The 18,242-nt window shown below is 60.1% G+C and carries 15 protein-coding genes and 1 pseudogene; 6 read left to right on the top strand and 10 right to left on the bottom strand.

Annotation, left to right across the window (positions count from 1 at the left end):
• Window positions 1-5: 5 nt before the first annotated feature.
• The 5 genes from ACTHN9_RS01090 (at window position 6) to ACTHN9_RS01070 (ending at window position 6,908) form a co-directional block, all read left to right on the top strand.
• Window positions 6-2,450 (top strand): CHASE2 domain-containing protein, encoded by a 2,445-nt coding sequence (locus tag ACTHN9_RS01090; protein ID WP_440534901.1) that lies wholly within the window; start codon window positions 6-8, stop codon window positions 2,448-2,450.
• A gap of 30 nt (window positions 2,451-2,480) precedes the next feature.
• Window positions 2,481-3,110, top strand: coding sequence for a DUF4136 domain-containing protein (locus ACTHN9_RS01085; protein ID WP_440534900.1), 630 nt, complete (start codon window positions 2,481-2,483; stop codon window positions 3,108-3,110).
• Between the two features lie 242 nt (window positions 3,111-3,352).
• Window positions 3,353-4,765, top strand: a complete 1,413-nt coding sequence (locus ACTHN9_RS01080) for a GGDEF domain-containing protein (protein ID WP_440534899.1) — start codon at window positions 3,353-3,355, stop codon at window positions 4,763-4,765.
• Window positions 4,766-4,905: 140 nt separating this feature from the next.
• Window positions 4,906-5,568 (top strand): response regulator, encoded by a 663-nt coding sequence (locus ACTHN9_RS01075; protein WP_440534898.1) that lies wholly within the window; start codon window positions 4,906-4,908, stop codon window positions 5,566-5,568.
• The gene (locus tag ACTHN9_RS01070; protein ID WP_440534897.1) at window positions 5,565-6,908 is read left to right on the top strand and encodes an ATP-binding protein; all 1,344 of its coding nucleotides are present in this window, start codon (window positions 5,565-5,567) and stop codon (window positions 6,906-6,908) included. The genes ACTHN9_RS01075 and ACTHN9_RS01070 overlap by 4 nt, the downstream gene beginning before the upstream one ends.
• A 52-nt stretch (window positions 6,909-6,960) precedes the next feature.
• On the opposite strand, the gene ACTHN9_RS01065 is transcribed toward ACTHN9_RS01070, so the two are convergent.
• From ACTHN9_RS01065 to ACTHN9_RS01020, 10 genes and pseudogenes are all read right to left on the bottom strand, one after another.
• Entirely contained in the window at window positions 6,961-7,125 is a 165-nt protein-coding gene (locus ACTHN9_RS01065) for a hypothetical protein (RefSeq protein ID WP_440534896.1), read from the bottom strand.
• Window positions 7,126-7,378: 253 nt separating this feature from the next.
• Window positions 7,379-7,690 carry a hypothetical protein gene (locus ACTHN9_RS01060; protein WP_440534895.1) on the bottom strand — a complete coding sequence of 104 codons (312 nt, stop codon included), beginning with the start codon at window positions 7,688-7,690 and terminating at the stop codon, window positions 7,379-7,381.
• A 148-nt stretch (window positions 7,691-7,838) separates the two neighbouring features.
• Window positions 7,839-8,384, bottom strand: coding sequence for a thioredoxin family protein (locus ACTHN9_RS01055; protein WP_440534894.1), 546 nt, complete (start codon window positions 8,382-8,384; stop codon window positions 7,839-7,841).
• A 172-nt stretch (window positions 8,385-8,556) separates the two neighbouring features.
• Entirely contained in the window at window positions 8,557-9,453 is an 897-nt protein-coding gene (locus tag ACTHN9_RS01050) for an oxidoreductase (protein WP_440534893.1), read from the bottom strand.
• On the bottom strand, window positions 9,450-10,670 hold the full coding sequence (locus ACTHN9_RS01045) for an MFS transporter (protein WP_440534892.1): 1,221 nt from the start codon (window positions 10,668-10,670) through the stop codon (window positions 9,450-9,452). Before ACTHN9_RS01045 ends, ACTHN9_RS01050 begins: the two co-directional genes overlap by 4 nt.
• A 150-nt stretch (window positions 10,671-10,820) precedes the next feature.
• On the bottom strand, window positions 10,821-11,117 hold the full coding sequence (locus ACTHN9_RS01040; protein WP_440534891.1) for a hypothetical protein: 297 nt from the start codon (window positions 11,115-11,117) through the stop codon (window positions 10,821-10,823).
• Complete coding sequence (locus ACTHN9_RS01035) at window positions 11,111-11,851, bottom strand: hypothetical protein (protein ID WP_440534890.1); 741 nt, start codon at window positions 11,849-11,851, stop codon at window positions 11,111-11,113. Before ACTHN9_RS01035 ends, ACTHN9_RS01040 begins: the two co-directional genes overlap by 7 nt.
• Before the next feature lie 494 nt (window positions 11,852-12,345).
• Window positions 12,346-12,615, bottom strand: a pseudogene (locus ACTHN9_RS01030) (transposase); the annotation flags it as partial.
• A 106-nt stretch (window positions 12,616-12,721) separates the two neighbouring features.
• A complete protein-coding gene (locus ACTHN9_RS01025) occupies window positions 12,722-13,345 on the bottom strand; it encodes a Shedu immune nuclease family protein (protein ID WP_440534889.1) in 624 nt (207 codons plus the stop codon).
• Between the two features lie 292 nt (window positions 13,346-13,637).
• Window positions 13,638-15,947 carry a 3'-5' exonuclease gene (locus ACTHN9_RS01020; RefSeq protein ID WP_440534888.1) on the bottom strand — a complete coding sequence of 770 codons (2,310 nt, stop codon included), beginning with the start codon at window positions 15,945-15,947 and terminating at the stop codon, window positions 13,638-13,640.
• Between the two features lie 988 nt (window positions 15,948-16,935).
• Here ACTHN9_RS01020 and ACTHN9_RS01015 point away from each other — a divergent pair.
• Window positions 16,936-18,234, top strand: a complete 1,299-nt coding sequence (locus ACTHN9_RS01015; protein ID WP_440534887.1) for a tetratricopeptide repeat protein — start codon at window positions 16,936-16,938, stop codon at window positions 18,232-18,234.
• The last annotated feature ends 8 nt before the right edge of the window (window positions 18,235-18,242 follow it).

Below are 18,242 nucleotides of genomic sequence, written 5' to 3'. Positions count from 1 at the left end.
ACGATATGGGAACGGCAACTGACGAGTCGCTAGCTCCGGCCCCGCGCGCACGCCTGAGCTGGCGCCCGTCGCTGAGCGTTTGGCAGCGTTTCGTGTGGGAGTGGTTGGCCATCGGCTGCTTCGGCGTCGCCGCGGTTTTCGTTTGCGTGTACGGCGGCGTGGCCACGAACTTCAATCGGCTCGTCTACGACCGAATGCTGACGCTGCGCTCGCAACCGCTCGCGCCGGGAATCGCCGTCGTGCGCATCGACGACGAGAGCGTCGGCGAGCTCGGCCGTTGGCCGTGGCCACGGGCCTTGCAAGCGCGCGTGCTCGACGCCGTCGCCAACGAGGGTGCGGCTGCGATCGTCTATGACGTATTACTGACCGAGCCGTCGCCGGGCGACGACCAGTTGGCGCAGGCGCTACGCTCGGTCCCGACCTACCTGCCGGTGCTCGCCGATTCGAGCGGACGCGGGGAGGCGGTGCTGCCGGTGCCGCAGTTGGCCGCGGCCGCGGCCGGCCTGGGCCATATCGACGTGCAGCCGGATTCGGACGGCATCGTGCGCGGCGTGGCGCTACGCGAAGGCGCGGCCGGCGTGCAGTGGCCTTATCTGGTCGTGCCTTTGCTCGACGATATTCGGAGCGGCAAGATCCCACTCGAGCGCGGGCGATATCGAGCCGACGATACGCGTGCCATTCCGACGTCGGATGCATCGCCCGACGGCTCCGTGGAAGAAGGCTCGTCGCGTGTACTCATTCCCTTTTCGGGCCGCGTGCCGCGCGATGCCGAAGTTTCGGCGCGCGATTTACTCGATGGCCATGTGCCGGCCGGCACGCTGCGCGGGAAGGTCGTATTCGTCGGCTTGACCGCATCGGGCTTACTCACGCATTTGGCGACGCCGATCACCGGGACTTGGGGGCCGACCGCCGACACGCTGCTGCACGCCAACGCGTTGAGCGCGCTATTGATGGAGCGAGAGATTCGGCCGGTGCGCCCGCGCTGGCTCTTTGCCGCATCGCTGGTGCCGCTCGCGGCGTTGCTCGCCGGCTTGCTGTTCTTGTCCCCGTGGCGAACGTTGCTGCTTACGCTCGGGCTGGCCGTTGCTTGTCTCGTGCTCAGCGCGGTGTTGCTCGAAAGCGCATGCGTCTGGCTCTCGCCGGTGCCGGCGGTGATCGCGGTGCTGGCCGTGTACCCGTTATGGAGTTGGCGCCGGCTCGAAATGACGATGTCGCGCCTGCAGCGCGAACTGCAGCGCCTCGCGGACGACGCCGACATCCTGCCGAGCATGCCGCCCTCGCCGCGCAATGTGCGCGGCGACGTGCTCGAACGGCACATCGCACTCGTGGAGCACGCGGCCGATCGCATGCAAGACATGAAGCGCTTTGTTTGGGACTGCTTGAATAGCTTGCCCGAGCCGATCCTGGTCGCGGATCGGCAAGGCCGCATTTGCGTCGCGAACAAGGCCGCGCACGAATGCTTTGCGCGCGTCAGCCATTCGGCGCTCGACGGCCGGCTGTTGACCGAGACGCTCGGCGAAATGACGTTCATCAAGACGATCGCTCACGAGAACGTCTCCGAAGCGGAAATCCTCGCGAAATGGCCCCAGGTACTCGATCCTACCGATCTGCAGCGCGTCTGGATCGTAAAGCGCGGTATCGAAGTGCGCGATCGCGCCGAGCGCGATTTCCTGTTGCGCTATGCACGCTGCCGCAATGCGCGCGGGGAAGCGTCGGGATACTGGGTGGTGGGCCTAGTCGAAGTCACGGAGCTGCATACCGCCGAACAAGCGCGAGAGGATGCGTTGAGGCTGCTCTCGCACGATATGCGGTCGCCGCATGCGTCCGTGCTTGCACTGATCGAAGAGGAAGTGGCGGTTACCCGGTCCGATCGGGTGCGTACGCTGCTCGAACACATCGAGCGCTATACGCGCCGCGCCCTGACGCTGGCCGACGACTTCGTGCAACTGACGCGAGCCGAATCGCAGGCCTACGTGTTCGAGCCGGTCAATCTGGCCGACGTCGTGCTCGATGCGAGCGACGAGATTTGGCCGCAAGCGCGCGCCAAAGGCATCTTCGTCGAAACGCATTTCGAAGGAGAGGGCCATTGGGTACACGCGGACCGCTCGTTGATGACGCGCGCGGTGACGAATCTGCTCAACAACGCGGTGAAGTACAGCCCAACCGAAACCGTTGTGCATGTCTCGGTGGCGAACGTCGCGCCGGATCGTGTCCAGTGCCGCATCGCCGATCAAGGCTACGGCATGACCGAGGATGCTTGCGCGCATCTATTCGAACGTTTTCGTCGCTTCCGGGTGCCGGGTCAGCCGCAAACGCAAGGCGCCGGGCTGGGAATGGCGCTCGTGAAGACCGTGGTCACGCGGCACGAGGGAGAGGTGTCGGTCGCCAGCGAACTAGGACGCGGCACGACGGTCACCGTATCGCTGCCGCAGTGGGACGGCGACGTTTGAGGGATGGCATGGCGATGAGGGCCGCATGAAATGAGAACGATATTGCTCCTAGCGGCTTGTACGGCCGCGTTGACGGCGTGCGCGGGGAACGAAGCGGCTGTGCGTGCAAGCGCGACGCACGCATTCGGCGAGGGCGCGCGCACATACGCGTTGGCGACCGATTCGGCGACGGCAGCGGATGCCGAAACCGAGGCCTATGCGTCGGCGATCGAGCGCCGGCTAACCGAACTCGGCTTCGCCGCGACACCCGCGAAGACGGCGCACTATCGCATTGCCCTATCGCACGAGACGCGTCCCGCCTCGGTCGGCATCGACTATACGCGTTGTGCCGAGGCGATGCCGTGCGGTGCGCCGGTGTTGCCGCCCGGTTTCGAATGGCCCGGCCGCAAAGCGTATGTTCACTCGCTGACCCTACGGTTCTTCGATCCGGCCGACGGGCGGGAGATCTATAAAGTGAGCGCGGCGAAGCGCGATCGCGCCCCGGATGCGCGCGGCGATGTCGACGACCTCGTTGCCAGTGCGTTGGCGCAAGTGCCGTTCGCGGGCCCCGAGCCTGCGACGCGGGAAAGCGGGGGCAAGACCGATTGGAAAGTCACCCTGAGCCAGCCCGACGCGGGCGGCGCCGTCCGCATCAAGGGTATCGTTCCGCTGGCCCGCTGAATCCGCCGCGCTGAGCCGGGTTTACTTTCGAGCGATGGGGATGGACGGCAACGTCCGCTCGGCCCGGCGCACGCGACTCGTACTCGTTGCTATTCTTCCGTAGAATGCTTGTGCGAAGCGCGCATGCGCTGGCGGTAGCCCTGCTTGGGCGAACATGCCGAGCGCATCGCGACGGACGGGACGCGCAAGCTCGAGACCGGAGCGGGCGCAGTTGGCGCAGATCAGCCGACAGGAGACGAACAATGAATACGACAACGACGACGATCGCGGCGGCCGGCGATCCCCCGCAAGCGGTGCGCCGCATCACGCGCTGGTACGCAAGCTTTCTACGCGCCGCCTTCGCGCTGCTGCCGGCTTACCTCATCGCCTATCTCTACTTTTTCCAAGACCCGCACCTGCTGTACGAAAGCCACGTTTTCCACGAAGTGGCGATCGCGGCCGCGACGCTCGAAGGCCTGTTCGTCAGTTACGTGACGTGGCAGTGTTACCGGCTCTCCGGCGAGCCGATCTTGCGCTGGATGACGCTCGGCTTCGTGGGGTTCGTTCTGATCTATATGATGCACGGCGCGTTCACGCCGCTCGCGCATCACGACATGTGGCTCTTCTTGCTGTATGGTCCGGCCTCGCGGCTGGCCATGTCGATACTGCTGTTCATCGGATTGCTGTCCTATGAAGCGAAGGCCGATTCCGTCGAGCGGCGCACGGATCGCTTGCTGTGGGGCATCTGGTTTGGCGCGTTCGTCGTGATCGACTTACTCGTCGCCGTGCTCGCGAATTCGCCGATCGCCGGCACGCTGGCAGTTCGCCTGACGCTCGAAGGCGGGGCGATGGTCGTGTCGCTCGTGAACGTCGCGTGCCTGATCGTGCGTCGGATTCGCTCGCCGCTCATGCAGATCTTCGGCATTTCCGTCATGGCGTTCGCGCTCTCGTCGCTCGCGTTCCTGCTCGGCAAGCCTTGGAACCATATGTGGTGGCTGGCCCATGCCATCTTCGCGGGCGGCTTTTTCCTGCTCAGCTACGGCATCGTCCAAGCGTTTCATACGACGCGTTCGTTTTCGACCATCTATAGTCAGGAAGAGCTGCTGGCCCGCCTGCGCGACGAAATGGCACGTACCGAAAGCGCACTGCAAGAGCTGCAGCGCAGCAATCAAAAGCTCGAATCGCTCGCGGCGGCCGATCCGCTCACGGGGGCGACGAATCGGCGCACGTTCGTCGACCGCCTCGAAACCGAGGTCGGGGCGGCGAAGCGCGGCGGTGCACCGTTCGCGTTGCTGGCCGTGGATGTCGACAACTTGCGGCGCATCAACGAGCGCTTCGGCGAGCAGGTCGGCGACAGCATTTTGCGGACCGTCGCCACCACGTGCACCGACGCGATGCGGCCGTATCATGGGCTAGCACGGGTGGACGGCGGCCAGTTTATGGCCGTGCTGCCCAACGCTGCGCTCGATGCGGCGCTCATGATCGGCGAGCGGATCCGGGCGGCGATCCAGGCACTCCAATTCGACGGCGCGCAAGAGCGGTTTTCGGTGACGGCCAGTGTCGGGATCGCGCAATTCGGGCCCGACGGCACGACGGTCGACGCCATCATGCGCGCGGCCGGCGAACGCTTGAAACGCGCGAAGACGCACGGGCGCAATTGCGTCATCGCCGTATAAAGGAGGCGGCGCAGCGCTGCCCGCCATGCCTTTAGGGCGGTACTGCCCGCGGCGCGGCGCTCGCTAAGCCGGCTTAAGGCTCGGTTAAGCCGGTCTATGCGATGCTCGACCCGGACACCTCATCTTGGGACGGACGAAACATGCGCTTGCTGCTGGTCGAAGACGATCGAATGATCGCCGAACCCGTGGTCGACACCATGCGCCGGGCCGGCTACGCGATCGATTGGGCACAAGACGGCCGCGCCGCGGAGCTTTCGCTCGACAACGGCGTGTACGACTTGGTGCTGCTCGACCTGGGCTTGCCGAAAAAAGACGGCATTGCCGTGCTGCAGGGCTACCGCAATGCGGGCGGGGCGGCGCCCGTCATCATCCTGACCGCGCGCGATGCCGTGGACGAACGGGTGCGCGGCCTCGATACGGGGGCCGACGATTACCTCGTCAAACCGTTCGAACTCGACGAACTGGCTGCTCGCGTGCGCGCCTTGCTGCGTCGGCGGACAGGGCAAAAGCAACCGATCTATACGCACGGCGAACTCTCGCTCGATCCGGCCGCGCACGAAGTGACGAAGAACGGTGTGCCCGTCGCGCTCGTGCCGCGCGAGTTCGCGCTGCTGCGCGCGTTGATCGAATCGCCGACCCAAGTCCATACGAAGGCCCAAATAGAGGAAAAGCTGTATGGCTGGGGCGAGGAGGTCGGCAGCAACGCTGTCGAAGTGCACGTCCATAGCTTGCGGCGCAAACTGGGCGCCGAGCAAATCGTCACGGTGCGCGGCGTCGGATATCGCTTGAGGCGGGCCGAATGACGTCGATTCGGCGTTGGTTGTTCGGGTGGCTCATCTTCGGATTTGCCGCGGCCTCGGCCATCGCGGGCTACGCCATCTTTCGAACGGCCCACGAAGAGGCGAGCGAACTGTTCGATTACGAGCTGCACGCGGTGGCCGTTTCGTTGCCGCCGGGCATGGCGGCGACCGATGCCTTGGCACAAGGCCCCGCCATGCAGGACCTCTCCGACGACCGGATCGCGATCGACATATGGGACGCGCAGGGCCGGCTCGTCTATCGCTCGATACGCTCGCCGAACATCGTGCGTCTGGCCGAGGGCTTTCGCACGATCGAGCGCGACGAGAAGCATTGGCGCGTATTCGGATTGCGGCAGCCGGACCGCTTCGTACAAGTCGCCCAACCTGTCTCGGTGCGAGAAGCGCTTGCGTTGCGGCTTGCCTTGCGCACGCTCTGGCCGCTCGGCATACTGCTGCCGCTGACGGTGGCGCTCGTGCTGATCGTCGTGACGCGCGGCTTGGCGCCGATCCGCGCGTTGTCGCGCATGTTGTCCACGCGCTCGCTCGATGCGCTGGAGCCGGTGCGACTCGCGGGCCGCGTGCCGGTTGAGATGCTGCCGCTGATCGAAGCCCTGAACGATTTGCTCTCGCGGCTCAGTGCGGCGTCGAGCGCGCAGCGCACATTCGTGGCCGATGCGGCCCATGAGTTGCGATCCCCGTTGACGGCGCTGAAGCTGCAACTCCAAGCGGCTGAACGCAACGGCACGCTCAAGGCGGAAGGCACGACCCTCGCGCGTATCGAGGAACGCCTGAATCGGATCATCCGTCTCGTCCAGCAGTTGCTGGCACTGGCGCGCGAGGATGCGGAGAGTACCGGGGCCGCATTGGCGCGTGTCTCGTTGCGCCGCATCGCGGAGCAGGCCGTCAGCGATTTCTCGCTGCTGGCGGAAGAGAAGTCAATCGATTTAGGTTTGGAAATCGCGCCGCCGGCGCAAGAAGGCGATACGTTCGACATTCTTGGCGAACCGCAGGCTTTATCGGTGCTGCTCAACAATCTGCTCGACAACGCCATCAAACATACGCCGAACGCGGGCCGCGTCGATCTCGTGCTGCGCCGCGATGGGACATGCGTTTCGGTCCAGGTGACGGATACCGGCCCGGGTATCCCGGAGAGCGAAATTCCACGCGTGAGCGATCGGTTTTATCGCGGGATGGAGACGCAAGGCGAGGGCAGCGGCCTTGGGTTGGCGATCGTTTCGCGCGTGGCGAGCCGTCATGGTGCGCAGCTTTCTCTGCGGAACAATGCCGACGGGCGGGGGCTTACGGTAACCGTGTCGCCGTTCAGGCCTGCAACCGGCGCGTAGGTTGCGCGAGTGCCTCGTTGCGCTCGCGCTGCCGATTTTCAGATGGATGGACTCAATAGCCGCCGCTGCTGCCGCCGCCGCTATTGCTACTGCCGCTGCTGCTACCGCCCGACGAATTCATATCGCTGCCGGGCGACGAGCATCCGGACGCCGATAGCGAGGACAGCGCGAGCGCTAGCATGACGAATAGTGCCGAAATGACCTTGTGCGATCTCATCTTCATTCCTCCTGTGAGTGCGGCGCACGTACGCCGCGCGATTCGGCGAATCGGCCGCTCCGCGATGGGATCGGCCGTACCCTTGCTCGTTAACGTGGCGACGGGACCGATTATTCCGCTTCTGACGGATCGAGCGGACGAGGATTGCCGCTGGTGGCCGGCGTTTCGCTTGTAGCATAGAACGCGCTTGGGCAATGCAACAGGGCCGGCACGCAATGTTGCGTGCCGGCCCTGGCTTCATGTCGCCTGACGTTTAGTACCGGTTGTCGGGCGGCGGACGGTGGTCGAAATCGCGCCCGTGCTCATGGAAGCGGCGCGGATCGCGGTCGTGCGGATGATGATGCATCCATTCGTCGTGTTCCCAGTATCGGTGGCCGTCCCAGTAGCGATCGCCATGCCAGCCGATCGAAACGTTGAGATCCACCGGCACCAAATGCGCTTGCGGATAAGCGGCCGGGGTTCGGTCAGGCGCGTCCTGTGCGAATGTACTGCTGGCGCCGAGCAGCGCGCCCCCTGCCACTAGCGCGATCAGAATCGAACGGGATGGGCGGTTCGAGCGTTTCATCGCGATTCTCCCTACTAAAGTTGCGATGGAGCAGCGGCGGAATCGAAGGCCGTTGCGTTGCGATTCCTGCTGTCTGCGTAACGCCCACCTTAGCAGCCACGACTTTTAACAAGCGTGACCACTTGTAAGCAAAATTGAGTGGCCGAACCTACTGTGCGAGCAGTTTCTCGATCCAAGCCTGCGTCTGTTCGTATTGGCCCTCGCCGACGTGCGTATAGACGACGTGCCCCGTCTTATCGATCAGATAAAACGCCGGCCAATACTGATTGCCGTACGCATTCCAGGTGGCATAGTCGTTGTCTTGGGCGACGGGAAAACGTATACCGTATCGGCGGATCGCCTCTTTCACGTTTTCAGTATTGCGCTCGTTCGGAAACTCCGGCGTATGGACGCCGATGATCGTCAATCCTTTGCTCCGGTACTGCTGGTCCCATGCTTCGACATGCGGCAACGTATGAAAGCAATTGATGCAACCGTAGGTCCAGAAATCCACCAAGACGACTTTGCCGCGCAAGCTTTGCATCGTCAGCGGCGGGCTGTTGAGCCAGTGATCGATGCCGGTGAATTCCGGTGCTGTGCCTTGGGCAGTTGTCGTGCGTCCGGACGGAGCCGCTTCGACGAGAACCGGGCCCGCCGTCGCGGCAACTAATATCGATGCGGCGATGATGCTTAACGGTGTAGCGGGAATACGCATGTCGGCCTCCATTGCCATTGGGTTCGCGTCTAGTTCTAGTTATACGGACGGGGTAGGCGATTGGATGCAAGCGGGATGCATGCTTGCGACGTGGCGTATGCTACGGCCTGCCGACTCGTTCAAAGATCAAAGCCATGCAGGGTCAATTCGGAGGGCCTTCTTCTCCTTGCTGTTAGCCGGGACCGTCGCTGGCGGCTGCGAGTAGCGGCACGACTAGGTCGCTGATTGGCGTCGGAATGCGGTGAAGTCGGCCGTATCGTTGCACAACGCCATTGCGGCAGTCCCATTCGAGCGGACGATTGGCCACTCGGTCGGCAAGGATGGACGAACCTAGATCCGGCGGATAGCGATGGAACCCATCCACGATCTCCCGCGGTACGTTATCGCCTAGCTTCGCGCCCGCCGCACGGGCAACCTCGAGACACTCGCGCAGGTAGGCCAGTGCGAGTTCGGTGATGTCGCTTCGGGAGAACATGCCGGCGCGGCGACCGGTCAACACCATCAGTCCCGCCACCGCGTTCTGCAACAGTTTGCGCCATGCGAGCGAGATGAAATCCTCCGCAACCTCGACCGAGCATCGCGTACCGCGCAGCGCCAATGCCACGACGTTGCTCGCTGGCGTGTCGGGCACCGTAAGCCTAGGTTCGCCCCGCAACCACACTGACGAATCCGATTCGCGTTGAGCTGGGAACCAGACGACCGATGGCACGACCGCAGCGCCGGCCGCATAGGGTGCGAAAGTGGCTATTTGCTCGACGCCGTTTTGCAGCACGCAAACAACCGTGTTGGCATCGCACAGCGCGGAGACCCAGGGTGCCGCGCTTGCTACCTGCGTCGACTTGACCGCAACGAACACGAGATCGAATTTTTCTGTGACCGCTTGCGGATCCGTGAGTACGGGCCCCGGCACGACGATCTCGCCGCCATCGAAGCGCAACTTCAGTTGTTCTCGCGCCGAGCGGCCGCAGATCGCCGGCGTGCGGCCGGCTTCGTGAAGGGCCGCGGCTACGGTCGTGCCGATTGCCCCGGGGCCGACAAGGGCGACCGTTGGGTAGCCAGACTTTGTCATTGCGTTCCTCCGGATGGGTCATGCGTAAGATGCGGGCGCAGTGCGAGGGCGAGCGGAAAAATCGCCAAGGCGGTGAGCGCGGTGGCATACGTGGCGCCATGCACGCCGATGCTGTCGCCCAGGAAGCCGTAGAAGATGGGAGATATCGCGCCCGATGCGATTGTCCCCGTATAGAAGATCGCGAATGCGCGTTCGGTGCGTTCGGGGGCGGACATCTCTGGAACCGTTCCGTATAGCACGGAGGACGTGCCGTTGAGCATCATGCCGAGCATCGGCAGTAGCGCCATGGCAAGCGTCAACGGGAGATACATCACCGCCATGATGCACGCGGCGGTAGCGCCTTCCGTGAGCAGTACCGTCCTCACCACGCCCATGCGCGCACCCAGCCAGCCACAGATAAATTTGCCGGCCGCGCCGCCGATGAAAACAAGCGCGAGGGCCGTTCCCACCAGTTGAGGCGAGATGCCCTTTGCTTTGAGCAAGAAAGGCAGGAAGGTTAGCAATCCCATGCGTACGGCTGTATCGAGCACGCCGATCGAAAACAGCGCGGAAAATCCGCTTCCCCAAGTGCCGCTGCGTTGTGCGGACGCTTGCTCGTTTTCCGTCGTTTTTCCGGCGGCGCGTGGCACCGTGGGAAACGAAAGGGCGATAACGGCCGCAACGCCGAAGCCTAGTCCAGCGACGATCCATAGCGCGTGACGCCACGGCATTAGGGTGATGAGCAGCGATATGGCTGCCGGGAGCGCGGATTTGCCCAGATCGCCGGAGAAGTTGTAGATGCTCAGCGGACCTCTCGCATCCCTCCCATAGATGCGGGAGACGGCACCCGACGCGATTGGATGCTGCGTGCTGGACCCGCCGCCCGAAATCGCCAATGCCACGCATAAACCGAGCAGGCCACCCGACATGCCCGCGATGGCATAGCCCAGCGCTGCAAGCACCGTGCCGATTGCGAGGGTGGCGCGGCTGCCCAGGTGCTGCGCGAGACGCCCCGCAGGCAACTGCAACGCTGCCATCGTGCCGGCATAGACGCCGCGCAGGATAGCCAAGGCCGCAAAGTCGAGTCCGAAATCCGACTGCCATACGGGGAGCAGCGCGTAGATCATGTCTGTGTAGCCGTCGTGCAGTGCGTGGGCGGTGCATGATAGCCAGAGGACGCGCGGGCGTGATGGGGTGGTGTTTCGGGTAAGGGGAGAGGAGAAAGCGGGTGGGGGCATCGGCGTTCTCTGGGGCGAGGGGGAGTGGAGGCCGCTCGAGATGTTGGGTTCAAGCTCGACGTCCAAATTCTACGGCTGTGACGCGAGCGTCGTCAGCGCAAGAGAATGACGCCCGAGGGCGGCGGCTGGATGCCTGATGACCATACCTAGTCAACCTGCGCGTCCACTCGGCGGAGCGGGTGGTTCCCAGGTCATCGGTTCCTTCGTCGTGATTTGGAGCCGTGCCCGCATTTCCGGATAACCGGCTGCGAGAATCAGAAACGTCGTTCCACCTAGCAGCCTCGCGTCTTCGTCAGTGATCGGAGCATCGGCTGCCTCGGGCGCTACGGAGTGCTGCACGGCGCGGTCGATTGCGCCCTGCACTCGATCCTTAAGCACGACGCAGGTTTTAACAGTCTGCGTCTCGCTGTCGTAGTACGTCACTACGGCTCTGTCTTTCGTTACCATGAATACCCCCTGCAAGCCTGATAGTTGCCGAATGCGTTGTCTGTGCACTGCTTGTATGTCCGAAAATCGCCGCCATACATGGCGGCTCTAACGCTGCACATCTCCATCTCCATTTCGTATTGCGCGTGGCACTCGGCCTCGTCTGCCTCGCTGACGCCACGCGCGGCCACTTCCTGCACGTTTTCGAGCGGGGAATCCTCTCTGTACTCGAACGGTTGCGCATCGGTGAGAGCCATCGACGGAGCAGCGTCGGTGGCAGCAGCCTCAGTCGCCGTCCCACCGACTACGCTTTGAATGTAATTGATTAAATCGTCAGCGCTAACGTCGTTGTAGTTTCGTGGCCAATCGTAAGAGTACGACTTACGAGCCGGAGCTGTTCGAGCGGCTTTCTTCCGCATTTCGAGTGGATACGGGGGGCACGTTGGCCCGGAGGCGTTGATCCCACCGCCTGTCGGCGCGACGCGCTCGATCACAACTAGCACCTTGCCGCTCTTCACAGCGGCCCGGAGTTGGGCGCTTGTATCGCTCGGATTCACGCCGGGGGAGGGCTGCCCGACGTGAAGCCCGAGTCGTCGGAGGTAACTGCTCTCCTGTTCGATGGATCGAGCCAGAGGCCAGCGCCGCAAAAATTTCTCGGCGTCCTGTTGATGCTTTGCGGTTGCAACCCCTGCGGCGGCTCGTTCCGAAAGAATGGCTTGTTCACCAAAACCCAAGTCGATTTTGACCGAGGCCATCGATTACACTCCTCTGTCTGAGGGGATGGGCCGCTATCGTAGCACCCGCCCGCTAGACGAACCTGTATTGATTGGCGGAACGGAATGTCCAATACACTCTCGTGCCGATCAAATCCGCGACTTGCGCGGCGGCTAAGAAATTGCCAAGCCGATGGTGAGGGCGACGAAATTCTGTTGCTCGGTGACGGTGTTTCGCATTGGGTGTGGGACAATCTTAGAAAATAAAATTCGAACCGAAGCATTACGTGCCCACACGTAATGCGCGATATTCTGCGTCGGACAAAGCGCAGTGAGTTCCAGCGATTACAAGAATGGAGAAAAGAGATGTATGGCCGAAAACATCAAGCACTGGCGGGAAACAGCTTCTAGCAGGCTGTGGAAGTATCCCCCTCCTGGCGCGACGGTAGCTTTCCAAACAACTGCCACGCCGATTTTGGGGGCGCCGATTTGATGCTGGATTTCCTTAATTCGGGCCGATTCGATGTCGTTTTTTCCAAGCCGACAAACCAACGAAACAGCATGTTGTAGGAGACTTGCTCCATCAGCATGCATCTCGCTGCGAATCGAATACAGCACTTGCAGCAACAACGCGCGAATCAGCTTCTCGGGCGCGATGCTCGGCCTGCCGCCTTTCGCTCCGCTCTCGTACATGCGCGCGAACGCGCCGTCCCCATATGCTTCAAAGGATCGTTCAACCAGAGGCGAATCGGTCGCAGCGGATGGTTGGCCGGCACGAAGCCATCGAGTTTCGCCATCGTGGACATCGTTTCGGTTAGCCGTCCGCTTTGCTCTCAGTGTTGGTCGATTCCTTGTTTCGACGTTTACCCCTCCCGCTCCGATGACGTCTGTGGGAGGTATTTCAACAACATGCTAGACCCCGTGATAGGTTTTCAACCAGTGATCAAGATCCTCCGCCAGGTCGTCGAATGAAACCATAGAAACAGCATTGGAATCAATCATTGTACGATCCATGCGCCATTTTAATCGATCCCTTTCTTGCTGTGAAAGATTCATATTTTTGCCGATTACAATAAGACCTTGAAAATTTGCGCGACGACTGCCAAAAGTGTTCTCAAAATCGGCAGTGCTGCGCTTGTCTTCAAGTTTCCACAGCCAGTCAACTAGTTGTGAATATGCTCCCTCAAATCGTGGTGCCCAATCTGGCGTCGACTTTTTTCCCTTCGTTTTAAAAACGCTATCAGGAGTGCCATTTTCAAATTCCACCAGAAGGTAGTGATGTGCCTTCGAATCCCCCACCACTAGGTCAGCGATGAAGTCCCCGTCTAACTCATATTCATGGGCAAAATGATCTGGTGTCTTGATTTTTGGAAAGTAGCTGCAGATAAGAAGAGAGAGATCCTTATTTTTCTTGAAAAACGGCAACACGTCCTTTTGTTCTGATAAGATGGGTTTGGTTGCGAGCAACGCTTTATAAGCATTCCACTCGCTGCGGCAATTGATAGAATTTAACGTGTGAGGCTGCAGGTTTTTCATTCCTGTCCCTCTCTCTTGACTAGTCGATCCAGGCGATCGTGATCGACGATGTCCTCGAGAACGCAAATCTCGTTATCGAACGAAAGCACCAAGCGCAGCTTGGGACTCCCTCTGTAGACAAATAATTTTCTACCCGAGGTGCTCGACATAAGCATGTGGATCTTTGGACCACGCTGTAGGTTCACCCTATCGACTGCGAGCAACTCGCCAAGGGCCCTGTCGATATACTTCCGCTCCATTTTCTGCAATGAGCGCAAGGCGATCTCCGCACGACGCTCGATACGTAGCTGCATTATTGGCTTAGCCTCCGCAACTCGCCGTCCCGCAAAAATGCCTCGTCGCAATCTCGCTGAATAGCGGTAAGGAATCGCGACGCTGCAAAGTTGGGTCGCGGACTGTAGGTAATGACAAGGCTCTCTCTAGCACGGGTCATCGCCACGTAGAGCCTAGCCGCTTCTCGAGGGAGATCATCCAAGGCAATCCCAATAGAAGGTAGGACTCCCTCAACGAGCCCCATGATAAAAACGGAGCCAAACTCGTGCCCTTTGGCAGATTCAATCGTACTAACCTTGACGCGCTCGCTTTCATAGTCTGCGTCTTGACGAAGTTCTGCGAACTGCACACCAAGTGAATCGAGCGCGTACTTCACTTCCTCTCGTGTCTTGGTACTGGGTCCGATGATGCAGATCTGCCCGGGCGTTTGCCCCATTGCGAGCAATGATCTTACGTTATTCGCGATTGCATTTGCCTCTTCCGTAAGATTGGTGCATCGTAAGAGAAGGGGTCTCGTACCATGACGTTTCGCGAAGTCAGGGGGGGAAGGCCGAGAGATATTTTCCTCGTCCACATCGGCAAACTCGTACTGCGAAACAAGCCCAAATGCCGCCGTCAGTATTTCATGCGTATTGCGATAGTTCTTTCGGAGACTATAGCTTCGTCCGAGGACGTCGATGCCGAGACGCCGTAATGCAAAGCCCCGCTTGTAGATGCTTTGTGCACCGTCACCTGCGAGGAATAAACCATTCTCTGCCACGGAGATGCCCTCTCCGTTCGGCGTCTTCAAGTTACCAATCAGCGCGACGTCAAGTTCTGACAGATCCTGAACTTCATCGCAGAGTACACATCTAAACTGTCCGTTTCCACTTGGAGATTTGTCCAAAACGCTAAGCACGGAGGAAACGAGGCCCTCGTGATCTATCAGCTTACTCGCTTGCAGTATCTCTACATAATGTTTAATGCCACTGAGCGCAACGCGTCGACTAATTTGATTCAATGGAATTCCGCGGCCGCGTCGTTGAAACGCATGTGCGTCGATGTACGAGTTGAAATCTGCCTCGCGGAGTCGTCCTCGCACGTATGAAATTTCATCGCGCATGAAAATTTGCAAGTCTGCTTGATCCATCGAATGAAATGGCGTTTGTTCCACTTCGCTATGTTTTCTGACATAGGCTGCCGCGGCTTCGACAAACTGAACTTGCCGCTCTGCTGGGATTGATGGCGGCAAAGCAGCTTTGCCAAGATGCGACTCATGAAGAATGTCTTTGGCCAGCATGCTCATCGTCTTAGTGGTGATAAGTGAACGCTCGACCCCACACATATCGTCAGCTAATCGATCCAGTAGTTTGCGCATGCTCTCCGTCAAAGTAACAAGCAGAATGGGTTCGCGGTATTTTTTTGCAAGATATCGCGCACGATGGACAAGGACACATGTCTTCCCACTCCCTGATATTCCCCGCAACCGCGCGGGGCCGCGCAAGTCCCTGTAAGCAATCGTTTTTTGATCGGGGTGGAGGAATAGCATCCAATCTGCGAGCGTGTGCTTCGAAAAGAACTCATCGAGCAATTCTTTGTCATCAAATGTAATGAATGACTCACTGTTTTCTATCGCTGACATGGCGACAGCAGCTTCAGTTGCAGCGGAAACGGCCGAGCTGCCATCGAGAAGTTCAACGCGCCTGTGCAGTTCGGCCCACTCCTTCGTATGGGCATGCCACATAAGATCGAATAATAGACTGGCTTGCGTATATCCGGCAACCAGATCTAATTTTTCCAAAATTCCGTCTGCATCCTGCTGAAAATCTGAACCTGAAACCGTGCTTGCAATTTGCCGAGCGGAGGCGGGCAATCCAATGCGCAGCCATTCACCTTCCGACAAGAATCGCAAGAGAGGGAGTTCCAGTAATTCGTCGGGCGATTCCAGGTCTAACCGGTCCGCCGGAACATGCCGATGGTTTTCGGCTACGGTTACGAGCACGAAGTTCAGTGTTCCATCAGTCCCGCTTTTAACCCAACTGTAATTGCGGTGGGTGTCAAGCCAATGTTCGGCGTCTGCATGATTCCCGACAAACAGAAAAGCTCTAGTCTTTTCCGTACCATCGACCAATTGTACAACTAGGCGAAAAGCGTCCGGCAAATCGTACTTCTCGACATCTGGCACTCTCGACTCGCCGTGCTTAGTTCTCGGAATCGAATTAATTTCCCCGCTGGTGCCGGCTTCGGTCATCGCCGCGCGCACCGCTTGAACCGTTTTTTTATGTCCATGCGCCAAGAGCTTCTTCAAGTCCCCGCTGAACGATTTTGTTAGGATAACTTTATACGTCATCGGATTGAGTCCCCATTATAATGAATTATTTGCCATTTGTAGCGAACAGCGGTTCGCCTTGTCTCGCATGAAGGTAAGGATGATCGTTGCGGTAGGCCGCGGTTGAGCGTCCGGTTCCGCGCGAAAAGCCGCCACGACACCTACTTATCTCGGTCGCAAAACAACGCACCTCACTGTTCCCCCCGTTTCCACGGCCTAACTTCAACATCGTCAGCAGGCACAACCATAGCGCCTCCCCCGCGGCAGCACGCGTGACGTTCACCGAGCATGCTTTCCTATCCTCAACCATATGCGCCACATACGGCGCATTCTTCTCGGATGTGAATGCAATCGTCGTATTGCATCCTCCGGCGATAAATGCCACTGGCAACGAAATGATCACACGATCGACTCTCATGGTCACTGGCATGGCTGCCCCCGCTCGCGCAACAATGCCTTTTGTCGCACCCGGCCTCAACACCCCTCATGCCGCGACGAGCAAGCTCTTGCGACATCGTAAACCTGTATCGCCGCCGTCGAATTCATGTATCGATCAAAAGTTATCTTCGCGGCATCCCCGGGCGAGGGCAGCGCATGCGGACTCACACAGCCCCGACTCAACTAACCATAGCCAACCGCCGCCAACACGCAGAATCCCCATATCCGGAAAGCTTCCAAAAAGGTTTATGTAAGAATGATTATCGAGCAATGTATCGGGGAGCATATCACGACGATTCCCCGCTGCAACTATTCAGTTTTGACGCGCCACGCCGATAACTCCGATGTCCATCATCAGAACACGAATCAGTTGAAATCCATACCCTCAAATGTTGTTCTCGCGTTGTTGGCCCTGTCATCGGGTACGGCGTGCGCGAACATGCACGGCATCGCCCGCGAGCCGCAGGAACTGCCGAGCCTTGGTCCTGCTGGCACCTCAATCCAGCGGGCCCGCGAACAACGCCCATCACAAACCCCGCTAGCCAAAAGCAACCGCTATTTCCAAGCGGGCGTGCAAGCCCTACACGCCGACAATTACGCCGACGCCATCGCCGATTTCACCGAAGTCCTCGCTCTGCGCCGAAGCACCGCAGCGTTGATCAACCGTGGATTCGCCTACCGCCAGCTTGGCGACCCCAAAACGGCGATCGCAAGCTACACGGCGGCGCTCGAAAACAATCCGCGATCCGCGGATGCGCTGGTCGGTCGAGCAAACGCCTACGCCATGCTCGGCAAATACAACAGTGCCTTGGCGGATTGCGATTCGGCGCTGTCTATACAGCCCGATAAAACCGACGCACACACCGCGCGCGGGTACGTCTTGGCGTCGCTGAAAGAATTCGAGCGGGCAGGCGATGACTATCTATTCGTCGCCAGGCAGCAATCGACAATAGCGGACGCATACCGACTCGCCGGCGACTTATACGCCAGAGCACGCCGATACGACAAGGCGATCGCCGCCTATAACGAAGCGATCGGGCTCGCCCCGACGCAAACGCGGTCGTACGGCATGCGAGCGAGAGCCTTCAGCGCTCTCCACAACCCGACCGCCGCGCTAGCCGATTTCGCCATCGCGTTGCGCATCGATCCAACCGACGCCGATGCCTACTGGGGCCGCGGGATGGTCTTCGAACAGACGGGCAACAATCAGGCCGCCGCCAGCGATTACGAGGCGCTCGAACACCTCATGCCTAATTCGAATCGTCCACACGTTTATCGCGCCGACCTACTCGCGAGGATGGGCCGCGACGAAGAGGCACGGCAAGAGTACGCAATCGCAGACCAACTAGCCCCAAACGACACCAAGCTGCTCTACGGCCGCCTCCAATTCCACTTTTATCAAGGCGAGTACGCAGCCGCGATTTCCGATGCCGATGCGTGGCTTCGGATTGAGTCGTCCGCCACCACGCAATCGGCTTACGACCAGCAGGCCTTGTTCTACGTCCTAATCTGGCGACACCTGGCCGCACAACGACTCGGCGTCGACGACGATGCCGAACTCACACAGGCGGCCAAGCATCTCGATCACAAGCAATGGCCGTATCCACTGATTGCGTTTTACCTGGGCCGAATCGACGAAACTCAATTGCGCGCCTTTGCCGCCATGGGTGACGCGCCAACCATACAGGGGCAACAGTGCGAACTAGGCGCCTACGTAGGCGAATCCGCCGCCGCCCGCGGCCTTGAAGACGTCGCGAAACGCGACTTCACCGAGGCATTGCACGTATGCCCAGTGGACTTCATCGAACGAAGCCTAGTAAGCCGGGGCCTCGAAAAGCTCGATACCCTACCGGTCCGCAACCAACAATAGCCCCCACG

Origin of the sequence: Trinickia sp. (assembly GCF_051953405.1) — a bacterium.
In the GTDB taxonomy this organism is placed as follows: Bacteria; Pseudomonadota; Gammaproteobacteria; order Burkholderiales; family Burkholderiaceae; genus Trinickia.
This window is presented reverse-complemented; position numbering and strand designations above follow the sequence as displayed.